We start from the raw sequence: 13,049 nt of genomic DNA, 5'->3' as shown, positions 1-13,049 counted from the left end.
GATACCTGTTAGTAGGCATTGATGGAACGCCGTATGCGGTGAAAGTCGCACGTACGGTGTGGAGCGGGGGAAAATCTGGAGATTGTATCAAAGGATTACCTATCGCTATCAAGTGTCGAATGTATAGAAAGAAATTTAGATCCATTAACAACAGAACTTGTTGTTATGAGTCGAGCTGATAATACTGGTTCAGGATTGATATTAGCTTCTTCTCCTGAAGCAAAAAAGCGGTATGGTATTACAAATGTGAGTAGACCACGTGACTTACCACAACCATTTCCTAAAACACTACACGTTGTTCCACCACGTATGAACCTATATATCAAGCTAAATATGCAGGTAAATAATATTTTCAGAAGGTATGTAGCAGACGAAGATCTATTGATCTATTCAATCGATGAATCAATCTTAAAAGTGACCAGATCACTGAATCTTTTTACGACCGAAAGAACACGAAGTCAACGGAGAAAAAAACTTGCTCAAATGATCCAGGAGAAGATTAAAGAAGAGCTAGGATTGATTGCCACTGTAGGCGTCGGTGATAATCCCCTTTTGGCTAAACTAGCCTTAGACAATGAAGCAAAGCATAATGAAGGATTTATTGCGGAATGGACGTACGAAAACGTTCCTGAAAAAGTATGGAATATTCCTGAAATGACAGACTTTTGGGGCATTGGCTCGCGAATGAAAAAAAGGCTCAACCAAATGGGGATCATGAGTATTAAAGACTTAGCTAACTGGAATCCATACACTATTAAGAGCCGTTTAGGCGTGATTGGCTTACAGCTATACTTTCATGCAAATGGTATTGATCGAACTGATATAGCAATTCCACCAGAACCAACGAAAGAGAAATCTTATGGCAATTCACAAGTGTTACCACGAGATTATACAAGAAGAAATGAAATCGAGCTGGTGGTAAAAGAAATGGCGGAACAAGTAGCAATACGCATTAGGGAGCGTAATTGCAAAACAGGATGTGTCCATTTAAACATTGGTACGTCGATCTTAGAAACGAGACCAGGATTTTCACACCAGATGAAAATCCCTATCACAGATAATACAAAGGAATTGCAGAATTATTGTCTTTTCTTGTTTGATAAGTATTATGAAGGACAAGAAGTAAGGCACGTTGGAATAACCTATAGCAAGCTAGTTTATACTGATTCGCTTCAGCTGGACTTGTTTAGTGATCCACAAAAACAGATTGATGACGAAAAACTAGACAAAATAATAGATAAAATTAGGCAGAAGTATGGTTTTACGTCAATTGTACATGCTTCTTCGATGTTAGAAGGCGCTCGTAGTATTACTAGAAGCACGTTGGTTGGTGGCCATGCAGGCGGCGCAGGGGGGCTTAAAAATGATTGACTATAACGATCGAGGACGATTGAAATGGGCAGGATTCTATTTATCCGATCACACGGAAGAGATCGATGCGGACAATGAACAGCGAGCCAATCAAAACTTAGCAAAAGAACAAATGACGACTGAAGAGATTTCGGAAGTATTGAACGCTGCAGTCATAAAAAATATATTAGTATGTATTCAAAAAGAAGAACGAAATGCTGAAGGATACTATCCAGACGATATCATTGGCAAAATATTAGGTAGTGATGAGCTGGGGATCTACGTTGGCAAAGACAAAATTCACTACGACGAAATACGTCATATCGAATTTTACCAGGATAATAAATGGAGTCGATTAGAATGAACATTATCCAGCAATATGAGCTAAAGTATATAACCTTTGATCAGCTATCAGAAGAGATTTGGGGTTATGGCCAACGTTTGATAAATGAGGTTGGTGTTGAGCGCTTCTCTTTCTATGTAGAAGCTGCAGCAGGTTATCATAATTTTAGGTTTTATATTTTCCCGTTATTTATATAAGGTATTTTACGGATTCTATAGAGTTATCTCTATGAATCCTTTTTTGTTTTTACAAATAGGAGTAGATACTAGAATAATGCGTGTGTTAAACTATTATTGCAAACGCAATAATAAAAGAAAGTAGGCTTACGCACCATGTCTATCAATACATTTGTTTACTCGCACCCGATCAATGTTTACATTATCAAGAATTTAGGAATCACTGTAGAACAATTTTGTGAGTTATATGCCTACCCACAAGGAACGGTTGCAAGCTGGATTACTCGACAACGTAGAATCAAATCACTACCTGCTTCATTTATATATGATCTGAGTCTTGCTTCTAGTATGAATATGACCGATGTATACGAAAAGTTATTAATACTAGAAAATGAATATGATCAATTCACTTCAAATCAGCAGCGAAAAGTAAAGAAACAGATAGACTAGAATAGCTATTTTCGAAAAGCAACATTTAAGGTATAAGTTATATCTTAAACAATAAAAGTATAAGTTATACCCTAAATATATATGGTATAACTTATACTTTTATTCTTAAAAACCGCTATATCCAAACATTTTTAGATATTATTATTTAAGTTATACTTTTAATGTTGACCATTCCCGATATATAAGTTATACTTTAATTATCAATTAAAGATTGGGAGGATTTACATGGATACTTTTCAAGGGACTACATTTACAGTTGGCAATTTTAAAGGAGGAGTAGGTAAAACTAAGATAGTCAGCATGCTTGCTTATGACAATGCAATGATAAGAAATAGAAAAACGCTTATTATTGATTTAGACCCTCAAGCAAACTTAACACAAGTCATAGCAAGAACTTTCGGTATAACCGATATCAAAACCACTATAACAAATGGTGTCGCAAATGGAGAATTAGCAAGTAGTATTATTAAGGTAAATGAAAATCTTGACCTTCTGGCATGTGACACTAGTTTTCGATCATTCTCCGCTTTTGCTAATAAACATGAAAATGAATTAGACCAAGTTACTGTCTTGAAAAAATTACTTCTTCCAATAAAGAACAATTATCAAGAAATATTTATTGATGTACCACCAACCATTAGCGAATTTTCCGATAATGCTATGGCAGCTTCAGACTATTCGATAATTTCATTTCAAACAGCTGAAGAATCCTTAGAGGGAGTCAACAAATATGTAAATTATCAAAAATTCATGGTCGATAGATACGATCTTGATTTGCAAATTATAGATATTGTACCTTGTATGGTAGAACCAAATGATGATTTTGATGAAGAAATCCTAGAAGAAGCAATTGAAAAATACGGAACCGTGGTATCCAAAAATCTCATTCATTATCAAAAAAGATTGAGAAGGTATTCTAAAATTGGTATACATTTAAGAAAATACAAAAATGGAAATTTTGATCAATGGGATTATAAAGCACACCAAGTATTTATAAATATTTTGGCAGAACTAGATGCTAGACAAGAGTTTTTAAATAAATAATAAGGAGTTGCATAAGTAATGCCTAAAGATTTTGATATTCCTAAAATGATGGAGAATGGCGAATTTGAGCCATTATTACCCAATAACAAACGCCAAGATGTGAAAATAAGCGGTGAATATAACTTTAGCAATAGTGCATTGAGTAACACAAGAAATATTACATTGAAAAAAAGAGGCCGACCAGTTTCAATTCCTGATAAAAGAAACAAGGTATCAGTTCCTAAAAAGATTTCTCCGGCATTAAATAGCAAACTCTCAATTTTACAAGACTATATGACGGAGTTACAAAGTGAAAAAGGGAGAATTTCTTTCGAAAAAATTGTTAATACATTAGCAGACTCATATATCCAGCATAGACTAGGAGTAGCAAAAGAAGAACACATAAGAGAAGAAATACAAGAAGAGTTTGAAAAATTGCCAAAATAATTTTTTTGCATGCGGTATTCAATTAAAGTATAAGTTATACTAGATAAATGAATATTAAAGTATAAGTTATACATTAAATATTTAATGTATAACTTAATAAACAACGTGTAAATTTGCGATTAAATCAACATTATAAAATTATTATTTAAAGTATAAGTTATACATTATTTGCATTTAAAGTATAACTTATACTTATTTTTTTAATATATAACTTATACCTTAAATACTGAAAGTGTTTTATTCACCCTTAATACATGGTATAGTTCACTTGTTGAAAATCGTGAATATATACAAGTTTCTAAGAAGAAGGAGAAATTTAATGTCTACAGAAAATCAATCTCAAAAAATGATTATTAAAAATTGGGGATATAAAGCAACGAATGTTTATATTGAAAAATATTATAAATTTCCTAGTTTTTTAATTCAGAATTCTAAATACTCTAAAATGAAAGACAGCTCAAAAATAGCCTATATGCTTTTTAAAAATGAATTTCGTAGAGCCTTACATGAAAAATGGATCGACGATGATGGTCTATTATATTTGGAATTTACACAAGCAGACCTAATGGACAAATTAAATTGCTACCAAGGCAAAGTAAAAACCATTTTAAACGAGTTAGAAACATATAATTTGATTTCAGTCGTAAAAGGAGAATTTAACCCAAAAACGAAAAAAAATGAAAAAAATAAATACTATTTACTTCAACCTGAAATAAGTGCCGATGATCTTTTTATTCAAAATTCTTTCGATGACGATTTAAGCGAAACTATTGATAAATCAACCTCTTCTCGAAATGCGGAAATCGCACGTCGAGAGGAAACTACTAAAACCTTTGATAATACTGGAAATGCGGAAATCGCACGTCGAGAAAAAACAGCTGAAACCCTTGATAACACTGGAAATGCGGAAATCGCACAAGATTATTATATTAATAAATCTTTAGACACTAAAAGACACTTAAAAGACACTGAAACAGACCAATTACAAAATCAAGTTTTGCTAGATAACTTCGTTGAAATCATGAAAGAAGACAGCATAAACACATTTGTACCAGAAAAGGTATTAAGCTTGATAAAAACATTTTCTAACACTTACGAAGAAGCCCAACAAACCGTCACCACAATACACAACGCAAAACATAAAGCCGAGGAACTTGAGAAGACGGTAGTTGTGTATGAAGAACTTGAGTCTTACGGAATTGATGCGGATAAAGGATTATATATGACGTTGCTGAAAGCTTATCAAAAACAAAAGACTGAGAAAGTAAATAATTTGCAGAATTTGATTTTTGTGTATGTAAAAAACTGGTTTATTGAAAAAGCTATTGCGGCAAAGCTTGCAAACGAACAAAGAGAAACAGTTAACAAATTACCAACAGTTAGTACGGAAAATTGGTTAGAGTAGTTGATAAAAAGCAATTACTATAAAAATGATCAATTTTAAATTAGAACTTTTTTATAATTTTAATTTTATTACAAATGTTACAAATGAATAGTTATTATTCCGAATTTTTTAGATTAAAAGTTTATGGAAACAATCACGATCGTAGGTTTTAAATTCATAATCGTTAGATATTTTAGTTATTTTTCATTCAAAAAAACAGGGAACTAGTGTTTGCATATATGCTTTTTTGAGTTATAATAATTCATGAAGAGAGGTAATTCACTTATTTTCCCAAGCTGAAAAGCCTGATATTACTTCTTTTCAGGCAGTGCTGCTAATATTCAATTACACTTTTTTGTATATTTTTAGTTGTTTTAAATTTAATTGTCTGCTATGCTTGTGATGAATTGATTTTCGTTCTGCACTTTTGGACGATAAATTTGGACAATTGAAAATACAAAAAAAAAGAAAGGCCCTGTGAGACTCGGAAGGCTGGTAACCTTCGTCGACGTCCACAGGTGGCATTAAGTCTATACCCCTTAATGCGTTAACCTTTCAGTGTTACGGTACTACCCGCAACGGACCTAGTATAACAGATATTCAAAAGTGATACCACTTTTTTTGGCTTTATTAAAGTTAAAAATACGTGATATTACGATGAATTATGTCAAGGCATAATGTTATAAAAATGTCCGTGTGGCTCTTTGCCGTATGACGAACGCTGAAATTAGAGGGAACGCATGTTTGGATGCGTTCCCTCTTTTTTGTTTGTCATGAACGAAAATCAATTCTCTATTTTTGAAAAATAACAAGAAAAACTTGGTTAAAAATATTTAAAGAAAGTGGGAGGATTATTTTATGTCATATACAGGAATTTTGAGTCTCGAAGATATTTGTCACTACGGTAAACGGTGTACCGCTACAGAAAAGATCATGAAGAAACTATCAACTGGTCAAAGTAAGACCGTTGTGCAGTGTAAGAAATATATAATCCAGAAAGACAAAGTCTCAGAAGAAATGATTTATTACATTGGGAAACGCAAGCAAATAATTTTAAAAGATCCTATCCCTTTGAAAGAGCTATATCCAACAATCAAACATGTTTATGACCAAAACGGTGTACTGATTGGTCGAAGAAAAAATGGAGTCTTGCGTTGTACCGCAAAAGGGATGGGGCGTTTAATCAGCTGAATTGATCATTCTCATAACTTGTATTTTATCGTTTTTCGCTTGCTTGAAAATATTGTCGAGACTTCTAAAAGAACTTAGAATCACTAGAAAAATAAGGAGTAGACTTGATCTATCAACAATTTCCTTCGGGGAATGACGGGGTAGTTTTTTACGATTGGTAACGTAAAAAATTGGTCAATCGAGTAAATGCCCTTGTTTGGATAGTGGTGAAATGAATTTGTGTAAATAATATGCACAGAGTAAACAAGAGGGAATTTAGAAGTTAGACAAGTTAGAATAGCGCCTAGATTAATCATGAGCAGCTACTAAGGGATCTAGGCTTTGACGCAAACTCATGGAATAAGGAGTAGGTCTTCTCGTAATGGGGAGGACGCACAAGAAATTGTGTCGTGTGCTGCAGTACATGTAGATACTTGCGAGGACGTTGGTCATTGGATCAATCGAGCATTTACCGATTTCTACTAGGGTTTCTCGTTTCGGACGCCATAAACGAGTCGATATTTTTTATGTATTTTTAAGTAAACGAAAAACGATAAAATATGAACGAGTTCTGAATAAAGTAAAAAAATTGATATAAAACATAGAGAAAATGAAATTTACGTAATGGAGGAATGACAAATGAAAAATTATGATCCGAATATACGATGGGGCACACATACTATCAAGGTTTCTTTCCAACGTTGGGATTACAAAGGATTTGTGACGTTTAGAAGAGGCGGAAATTGTAAAGGATTAGATGTTTTAGCATTAGACGAGGATGATTTATACGATCAAAAATTGACTGATAATCCCATTGGATTCGGCTTGCTACCTGAAGATGATGAAGGCAATGAATGGTTTAAAATGACGCTTACGAATGATAATGGAGACGAATTATCTGTTGAAGATACTTGGACATATTTGAGTGATTATATTGTCAGCGTTGAAATCATTGAATTTGTAGCGGATAAAGAAGAATAAAAACTGGAGGAATAAATTATGAAATTTTTCGAAGTAAAATCACCATACTATTATGCGTTAATCGCAGCAAAGAATGAAGAAGAATGTGCAGAATTGTATGAACAAGTAGTAGCAGATATCGAGGATCACGAAGAATTTATTAGATGTTTGCATGAGTTAAATAGAAATGAAGCAATGCAAGAGAATGCGAAAACAATTAGTGAAGAAACGTTACAACCAATCGGTATGGAGGAAGCTACAAAAGACATTTTTACAATTATTGATGAACAAAAATCTTGTGTATTAAGCATTGATTCTACATTGGTTTAATAGATCCAAGATTCGATAATTTTTTTCAAAGTAAAAAGAAATTGGGTAATGATTGTCAGGCCAATTACTTAGGAAAATAACCAATGAACATTTATCTTTTTACAAATTAGATTTTACAGATAAAGGCTTAGAAGGAATCACGACGATTAATAAAAAGGTAGTATTACCTTAGGCATTGAGTAAGGAATTTATTTAGGAGGAAAATTAGATGGCGCGACCAGTTTTAGAGGCGATGGATATGGATACTTTGACAAAAGGAAGGTATGTACAGCTGTTAGCTCGTGGTTATTCACCTAAAGATGTATTCAAATCCCTATCTAAAGGAACAGATATGGAAAAAGAAAGATTACGAAAAGAATTCGATTATTGGAGAACCCATAATGGAATCAAGGATTTGAAACCAGCACGGCCAGTAATTAAACGAAAGAAAAAGATAACCCAAGACTGAAGTGTAGAGCGTATGTGATCATAGGCTTTTTTATTTTTGCAAAAAACAAGGAAGGTAGGAAAACTCATGAATTATGAAGAAATCGAAAACAGAAAAAAAGTGTCGAAAGAAATGGAAGAAAAGTTGCTAAAAACGATGAAACAAAAACACCTTAAAAGATTATCTGTCATGGAATATATCAATGATATGCAGATAACAGGAAAAGAGAAAGCTTGTTTGTTAGGTTCAATGAAAAACTTTGAACAATTGAGACGAACTTATGTGAAAACAAGTTCTAATTGTCAACTATTGTTAGAAGTCTCATGACATTCATTAATAGAATTCATTTTTAAAACTTTTTCTATGGAAATGAGAAAAAGATTTTTTGTTTTGTCTGAAAGGGGGTAGATGGATGAGAAAATGGTTATTTGTTTTTTTAGGAGTTGCTTTAATCGTCTTTTGCAGTGTGTTTGGCTATGTTAGCTACCAAAAACATGAAGGAGAGGTATTTAAGCAAAATATCGAAAAAAAGATGCCCGTAGATCAAATCAATGCACACGCAAAGAGTTATAAGGAGGATGCAACGAACGTCAATAATGATATGTCTTTGGGGCAAATGTTGTCCATACAAAAAGAAGCAATCGAAATGGGCGTCAATAAACAAGTATTTGCACAAATTCAGATTCCTGCACTTGGTTTAGCATTGCCAATTTTTAAAGGGGCAAATCAATACACTTTGAGTCTTGGAGCGGCTACTTATTTTTATGAAGATGCTGAAATGGGCAAAGGAAACTATGTCCTAGCAGGTCATAACATGGAAATGCCAGGTGTTTTATTTTCAGATATTCAAAAGTTGGCATTAGGGAAGGTGATGGACTTAGTTAGTAACGATGGCGTCTATCGTTACAAGGTAACGCGTAAATTTATCGTACCTGAGTACTTTAAATTAATTGATGGCGTTCCTGAAGAGAACTCTTTCTTGTCTTTACCGAAGAAAGGAGAGAAACCCTTATTAACGTTGTTTACTTGTGTTTATACGTCACAAGGAAAAGAAAGATACGTGGTACAGGGAGAGCTACAATAACAAGGTTTTAATCAACGCGAGTCGTTGAAATATGAAATGAGGAGAGTAAAAAATGGCAATAAATCGGTATGTAAAAAAAGCTGGAATGCTTGTTGGAATGTTAGGAATCATTGCAGGCTGCTTTCAGGGATATCGAGCATATGCAGAAGATGTCACGCAAAAAACGCCACCAGAGAAGGTCAATATTACGGTTCATAAATTAATGTACGATCAAGGAACGCAATTGAATGTTGATATTGACGGGATCAAAAACGATGGTTATACGCATGATCAATATCCTACAGGTGTAACGAAATACAACAAGGCAGATTATGGTGATGTTGAGTTTACGTTAGGAAATATTACGGATCAAGTATTACCGAGGGAAGATTCTGATCTAACCAACGCGAAAGTGGACGAAATCGTTAAAGATGTAGAAGACAAGGGATCTAACAGTGAGTACGTTAAGAATGCAACCAACAAAATTACTTCAGCTGTAGATGAAAATGGTGAGATCACTTTTGCGGATCAACCAGCCTATGTCAATTCCAAAGGAAATGTATATGTGGTGTATGAAAGTAAATCCGCTGCAGGATTAGTCACACAAAAAGCAAAACCAATGGTTGTGATTGCGCCAATGATTGATAATACAGGTTCAGGTTTTTTAAAAGACATTCATTTGTATCCAAAGAATATTGTTTCTAAGTTGAGTTTTGAATTAACGAAATTTGGTGACGATGGCACAGCTCAAAGCAAACAAACACCTTTAAAAGGGGCAAAATTTGAGTTATACAAGGGCGAACCTGGAAAAGGAACAAAATTAGGAGATCTTGTATCGGACGATCAAGGAAAGCTGACTGCGACTGATTTGACGTTAGGAAAATACTATTTTGTGGAAGTTCCTTCGGAAGTTGTAGTGGGATCAGATAAAGAACCAACAGCAGATCAATATTTATTAGGTGCAGACGCTCGTAACGATGCGCACAATAAATTAACCTTCGAAATTACAAATGATGGCGTGACAAGTGATTTAAAAGCTTCATACGTAAACTATAAAGCACCAGTGATCGATAAAACAGTAACAAATGGAACAGGACAAGAACATTCTTTCCAAATTGGTGATGCAGTAAATTATCAAGGAACGATTCATATTCCAACAGACATTGCAGGTGGCGCAGACGGTATCACAGTAAACGGTGTGAAAAGCGAAACTTCTCCTTACAGTGTATTTAAATGGGGAGATACAGCAGGTAAAGGACTTTCTTATGTCGCTGCTAAAGCAAATATCAAAGTAACAAATAAAGATGGATCAGTGGTATTAAAAGAAAATACAGATTATAAGATCCAAAATTCAGAAAATGGCTTTGTAATCGATTTTATCGTGAACAATGGCCAAGTAAGTGATATAGTTGCGAATTTACATGGTCAAGATCTTCAAATGACTTATAACATGTTTGTGAATGATAGTGCTGCAATCGCAAATCCATTAACAAATATCGTGGATTTCGTTTATAACAACAATCCATTCAATCAGGAAGAACACCATGAAAAAACAAAAGCCGATGCTGTGACTTATGGCGCAAAATTCTTAAAAGCTGATGGCGGACTATTTGGAACAGGAATCAAAGCAACACCGCTTGAAGGCGCAGAATTTACTGTTAAAAACGCAGAAGGAAAATATTATGGTGGATTAGTTGATACGGATAAAGACGGTGTCAAAGAAGCAGTATGGGTAGACAATGTAGCAAATGCAGCGATCCTAAAATCAGATAAAGAAGGTCACTTTGAAATCACTGGTTTAACTGAAGGTGAATATTCACTGGAAGAAACAAAAGCACCAACTGGCTACCAAAAATTAACAGAAGATATTGCATTTAAAGTAAACAAAAACTCATTTAAAGAGGAAAATCGAATCACTGTTAAAAATAATCAAAAAGCAGCTATTCCATTAACAGGTAGTAATGGTTTCCAAACGTATGTATTGATCTCTTGCTTATTGCTAGGAGCAGGGGCACTTTCTGCAGTTGTTTACTTTAAGAAGAAAGCCTAGAAGGATCAGCTAATGATTATTCGTAAGCCCCCAAAAAGAAGAGTCATGCACAAACTGATGATATTTTTTTGGTTGCTGTCGGCAGTAGCAGTCTATTTAATTCCAGTTGTGGAAACAAATGTAGCTAAATTTCAACAAAAGCAAAGAATTTTAGCCATTGAAAATCTTGAAAAAACAGATTCTTCTTTGGATGTTGCGAAAATAGAGTTAGGCGATCCTGTTGGTGTTCTTACAATTCCAAATATTTCTTTAAAACTACCAATTTATGACGGAACTTCCGACAAAATTTTAGAGGATGGTGTAGGGATTACGGAAGGAACTGGCGATATTACAGGAGGAAACGGTAAAAATCCTTTAATCGCGGGGCACAGTGGACTTTATAAAGATAATCTTTTCGATGATTTGCCTTCAGTAAAAAAAGGGCAAAAATTCTTTATTAAGGTAAATGAAGAACAACATGCCTATCAAATTTATCGAATTGAAGAAGTTAAAGCAGAAGAATTACAAAAAAATTATTTAGATTATCTCATGCCTGAAAAAGACCATGATAGGATCACGTTAATGACATGCACACCAAAAGGTGTCAACTCACACCGCTTTTTAGTGTATGGTGAACGAGTTTCATTCAGTAAAGAAGATTTAAAACTACAGAAAAAAGCAAAAAATAGGAAATCAATTTCATTGGATTGGCGATTAGCATTGCTATTCGCTTTTTTTGCGTTCCTATTATTTTTATTTATAAAAAAAATAAGGAGGAGATCGGAATGAATAAGAGAAAATGGCTGTTTGTTTGTGTAGCAGCTCTCTTTGCAATTGCAGCTTACTCACAGATATCTTTTGCTGATAGCAGTACTACTCCAACTACCAGTCAGACAACAGATAGTTCAACAACTGCAACAAGTGACACGGACAGTTCGAAGAACACTGCAGAAGAAACGGCAGATTCAAGTACGAGTTCTACTGAATCAGCGGAATCAACGTCAGAAAGTTCTTCAGAGACTTCCGAAAAACTGCAAGAAGTAGAAGATACGCAAGTAATCAAGCAAAACATTCATATTCAAAAAATTATTTCTTCGAATCGAATCAACAATCAAGGAAGGCAAGTAACTCAACAAGAAGGTGTCAATGGCGCAAAGTTTATTGTCTACGATATCACGAATATCTTAGAAGAAATGACACAAGATGATAATGAGAAAAATCAATCGGTAGAAATAATTGAGTCAAAATTGAAAGATCGAGCAAAAAAACTTTCATACGACCAGTTGAAAAAAGTAACTGAAGGAGAAACCAAAACAATTGATGATCAGGAAGGCGTGATTGATTTTTCAATTGAAGTACCTGCAAACAAAAAACAAGCATACTATATCGTCAATGAATCAAGCCCTGAAAACATTTCAAATAGAGAAGATATTGTTTTATTGACACCTGTTTCAGATGAAAAGGGTGAATTTTTGACGGATGTTTGGTTATATCCTAAATCAAAGAAATCAGAGCCTAAAGAAGAAATTAAAAAAGTTGTATCAACTGGTGTAAAGAAAAACTTTTTTGATAATTGTTGGGATTTTTTCACTCATTTATTTTTTAACGATTAGGATGAAATGATGAAAATAATAAAAATGTTAGCTTTTAATCTATCTTTTTTAGCCGCAACAATATTGTGTTGCGGTTTAGTTTTTTCTCAATTATCAATTTACCCAAGATATCAACGATTGTTCGTTCATTTTCTAAATATCCAGCATGCTTCCATGCCACTAGAAGTGATTAACAAGCTCTTAATCAATCCAATTTTTATGGCTAGTTTGGTTCTTCTTACAGGATTGGTAACGTGGGTATTAGGAAAAAAAGAATGAAAAGCTTGTTTAATAAAACAATAGAT

17 protein-coding genes are annotated in these 13,049 nt (G+C 33.9%); all 17 read left to right on the top strand.

All coding sequences use genetic code 11. The annotated features are described in order from the left end of the window. The first annotated feature begins 75 nt into the window (after positions 1 to 75). The 17 genes from AB3I00_RS13425 (at position 76) to AB3I00_RS13345 (ending at position 13,023) form a co-directional block, all read left to right on the top strand. Positions 76 to 1,371, top strand: coding sequence for a Y-family DNA polymerase (locus AB3I00_RS13425; protein ID WP_368025465.1), 1,296 nt, complete (start codon positions 76 to 78; stop codon positions 1,369 to 1,371). Beyond that, positions 1,364 to 1,714 (top strand): hypothetical protein, encoded by a 351-nt coding sequence (locus AB3I00_RS13420; RefSeq protein WP_368025458.1) that lies wholly within the window; start codon positions 1,364 to 1,366, stop codon positions 1,712 to 1,714. The genes AB3I00_RS13425 and AB3I00_RS13420 overlap by 8 nt, the downstream gene beginning before the upstream one ends. Further along, complete coding sequence (locus tag AB3I00_RS13415; RefSeq protein WP_002300101.1) at positions 1,711 to 1,890, top strand: hypothetical protein; 180 nt, start codon at positions 1,711 to 1,713, stop codon at positions 1,888 to 1,890. The genes AB3I00_RS13420 and AB3I00_RS13415 overlap by 4 nt, the downstream gene beginning before the upstream one ends. Before the next feature lie 135 nt (positions 1,891 to 2,025). After that, positions 2,026 to 2,319, top strand: a complete 294-nt coding sequence (locus tag AB3I00_RS13410; protein WP_368025457.1) for a type III secretion system protein PrgN — start codon at positions 2,026 to 2,028, stop codon at positions 2,317 to 2,319. Positions 2,320 to 2,544: 225 nt separating this feature from the next. Then, positions 2,545 to 3,363, top strand: a complete 819-nt coding sequence (locus AB3I00_RS13405; protein ID WP_002305212.1) for a ParA family protein — start codon at positions 2,545 to 2,547, stop codon at positions 3,361 to 3,363. An 18-nt stretch (positions 3,364 to 3,381) separates the two neighbouring features. Then, entirely contained in the window at positions 3,382 to 3,789 is a 408-nt protein-coding gene (locus AB3I00_RS13400) for a hypothetical protein (protein WP_002305774.1), read from the top strand. Positions 3,790 to 4,108: 319 nt separating this feature from the next. Beyond that, positions 4,109 to 5,194, top strand: a complete 1,086-nt coding sequence (locus AB3I00_RS13395) for a replication initiator protein A (RefSeq protein ID WP_368025456.1) — start codon at positions 4,109 to 4,111, stop codon at positions 5,192 to 5,194. A gap of 837 nt (positions 5,195 to 6,031) precedes the next feature. Further along, positions 6,032 to 6,364, top strand: a complete 333-nt coding sequence (gene traE / locus AB3I00_RS13390) for a type IV conjugative transfer system protein TraE (RefSeq protein WP_368025455.1) — start codon at positions 6,032 to 6,034, stop codon at positions 6,362 to 6,364. 618 nt (positions 6,365 to 6,982) lie between these two features. Then, on the top strand, positions 6,983 to 7,324 hold the full coding sequence (locus AB3I00_RS13385) for a DUF5406 family protein (RefSeq protein WP_368025454.1): 342 nt from the start codon (positions 6,983 to 6,985) through the stop codon (positions 7,322 to 7,324). Between the two features lie 18 nt (positions 7,325 to 7,342). Next, the gene (locus AB3I00_RS13380; protein ID WP_368025453.1) at positions 7,343 to 7,633 is read left to right on the top strand and encodes a hypothetical protein; all 291 of its coding nucleotides are present in this window, start codon (positions 7,343 to 7,345) and stop codon (positions 7,631 to 7,633) included. A gap of 208 nt (positions 7,634 to 7,841) precedes the next feature. Then, positions 7,842 to 8,081 (top strand): hypothetical protein, encoded by a 240-nt coding sequence (locus AB3I00_RS13375; protein WP_002299885.1) that lies wholly within the window; start codon positions 7,842 to 7,844, stop codon positions 8,079 to 8,081. 66 nt (positions 8,082 to 8,147) lie between these two features. Next, a complete protein-coding gene (locus AB3I00_RS13370) occupies positions 8,148 to 8,387 on the top strand; it encodes a hypothetical protein (RefSeq protein WP_368025452.1) in 240 nt (79 codons plus the stop codon). A gap of 85 nt (positions 8,388 to 8,472) precedes the next feature. After that, positions 8,473 to 9,144 (top strand): class A sortase, encoded by a 672-nt coding sequence (locus tag AB3I00_RS13365; protein ID WP_368025451.1) that lies wholly within the window; start codon positions 8,473 to 8,475, stop codon positions 9,142 to 9,144. A 52-nt stretch (positions 9,145 to 9,196) separates the two neighbouring features. Then, on the top strand, positions 9,197 to 11,173 hold the full coding sequence (locus AB3I00_RS13360) for a SpaA isopeptide-forming pilin-related protein (RefSeq protein WP_368025450.1): 1,977 nt from the start codon (positions 9,197 to 9,199) through the stop codon (positions 11,171 to 11,173). Between the two features lie 12 nt (positions 11,174 to 11,185). After that, complete coding sequence (locus tag AB3I00_RS13355) at positions 11,186 to 11,941, top strand: class C sortase (protein WP_368025449.1); 756 nt, start codon at positions 11,186 to 11,188, stop codon at positions 11,939 to 11,941. Beyond that, positions 11,938 to 12,765, top strand: a complete 828-nt coding sequence (locus AB3I00_RS13350; protein WP_368025448.1) for a pilin N-terminal domain-containing protein — start codon at positions 11,938 to 11,940, stop codon at positions 12,763 to 12,765. Before AB3I00_RS13355 ends, AB3I00_RS13350 begins: the two co-directional genes overlap by 4 nt. A 9-nt stretch (positions 12,766 to 12,774) precedes the next feature. After that, a complete protein-coding gene (locus tag AB3I00_RS13345) occupies positions 12,775 to 13,023 on the top strand; it encodes a hypothetical protein (RefSeq protein ID WP_368025447.1) in 249 nt (82 codons plus the stop codon). Positions 13,024 to 13,049: the final 26 nt, after the last annotated feature.

It is taken from the genome of Enterococcus sp. C76 (assembly GCF_040886985.1).
In the GTDB taxonomy this organism is placed as follows: domain Bacteria; phylum Bacillota; class Bacilli; order Lactobacillales; family Enterococcaceae; genus Enterococcus_B; species Enterococcus_B lactis.
The sequence above is the reverse complement of the archived record's forward strand: the minus strand, read 5'-3'. Positions and strand labels throughout refer to the sequence as shown.

What these genes read in the sequence shown, in the direction of transcription:
- AB3I00_RS13350 (WP_368025448.1), top strand. Translation starts at nt 11,938, where the DNA reads ATGAATAAGAGAAAATGGCTGTTTGTTTGTGTAGCAGCTCTCTTTGCA.
- AB3I00_RS13385 (WP_368025454.1), top strand. Translation starts at nt 6,983, where the DNA reads ATGAAAAATTATGATCCGAATATACGATGGGGCACACATACTATCAAG.
- AB3I00_RS13415 (WP_002300101.1), top strand. Translation starts at nt 1,711, where the DNA reads ATGAACATTATCCAGCAATATGAGCTAAAGTATATAACCTTTGATCAG.
- AB3I00_RS13420 (WP_368025458.1), top strand. Translation starts at nt 1,364, where the DNA reads ATGATTGACTATAACGATCGAGGACGATTGAAATGGGCAGGATTCTAT.
- AB3I00_RS13345 (WP_368025447.1), top strand. Translation starts at nt 12,775, where the DNA reads ATGAAAATAATAAAAATGTTAGCTTTTAATCTATCTTTTTTAGCCGCA.
- AB3I00_RS13355 (WP_368025449.1), top strand. Translation starts at nt 11,186, where the DNA reads ATGATTATTCGTAAGCCCCCAAAAAGAAGAGTCATGCACAAACTGATG.
- AB3I00_RS13380 (WP_368025453.1), top strand. Translation starts at nt 7,343, where the DNA reads ATGAAATTTTTCGAAGTAAAATCACCATACTATTATGCGTTAATCGCA.
- traE (WP_368025455.1), top strand. Translation starts at nt 6,032, where the DNA reads ATGTCATATACAGGAATTTTGAGTCTCGAAGATATTTGTCACTACGGT.
- AB3I00_RS13410 (WP_368025457.1), top strand. Translation starts at nt 2,026, where the DNA reads ATGTCTATCAATACATTTGTTTACTCGCACCCGATCAATGTTTACATT.
- AB3I00_RS13400 (WP_002305774.1), top strand. Translation starts at nt 3,382, where the DNA reads ATGCCTAAAGATTTTGATATTCCTAAAATGATGGAGAATGGCGAATTT.
- AB3I00_RS13360 (WP_368025450.1), top strand. Translation starts at nt 9,197, where the DNA reads ATGGCAATAAATCGGTATGTAAAAAAAGCTGGAATGCTTGTTGGAATG.
- AB3I00_RS13395 (WP_368025456.1), top strand. Translation starts at nt 4,109, where the DNA reads ATGTCTACAGAAAATCAATCTCAAAAAATGATTATTAAAAATTGGGGA.
- AB3I00_RS13365 (WP_368025451.1), top strand. Translation starts at nt 8,473, where the DNA reads ATGAGAAAATGGTTATTTGTTTTTTTAGGAGTTGCTTTAATCGTCTTT.
- AB3I00_RS13370 (WP_368025452.1), top strand. Translation starts at nt 8,148, where the DNA reads ATGAATTATGAAGAAATCGAAAACAGAAAAAAAGTGTCGAAAGAAATG.
- AB3I00_RS13375 (WP_002299885.1), top strand. Translation starts at nt 7,842, where the DNA reads ATGGCGCGACCAGTTTTAGAGGCGATGGATATGGATACTTTGACAAAA.
- AB3I00_RS13405 (WP_002305212.1), top strand. Translation starts at nt 2,545, where the DNA reads ATGGATACTTTTCAAGGGACTACATTTACAGTTGGCAATTTTAAAGGA.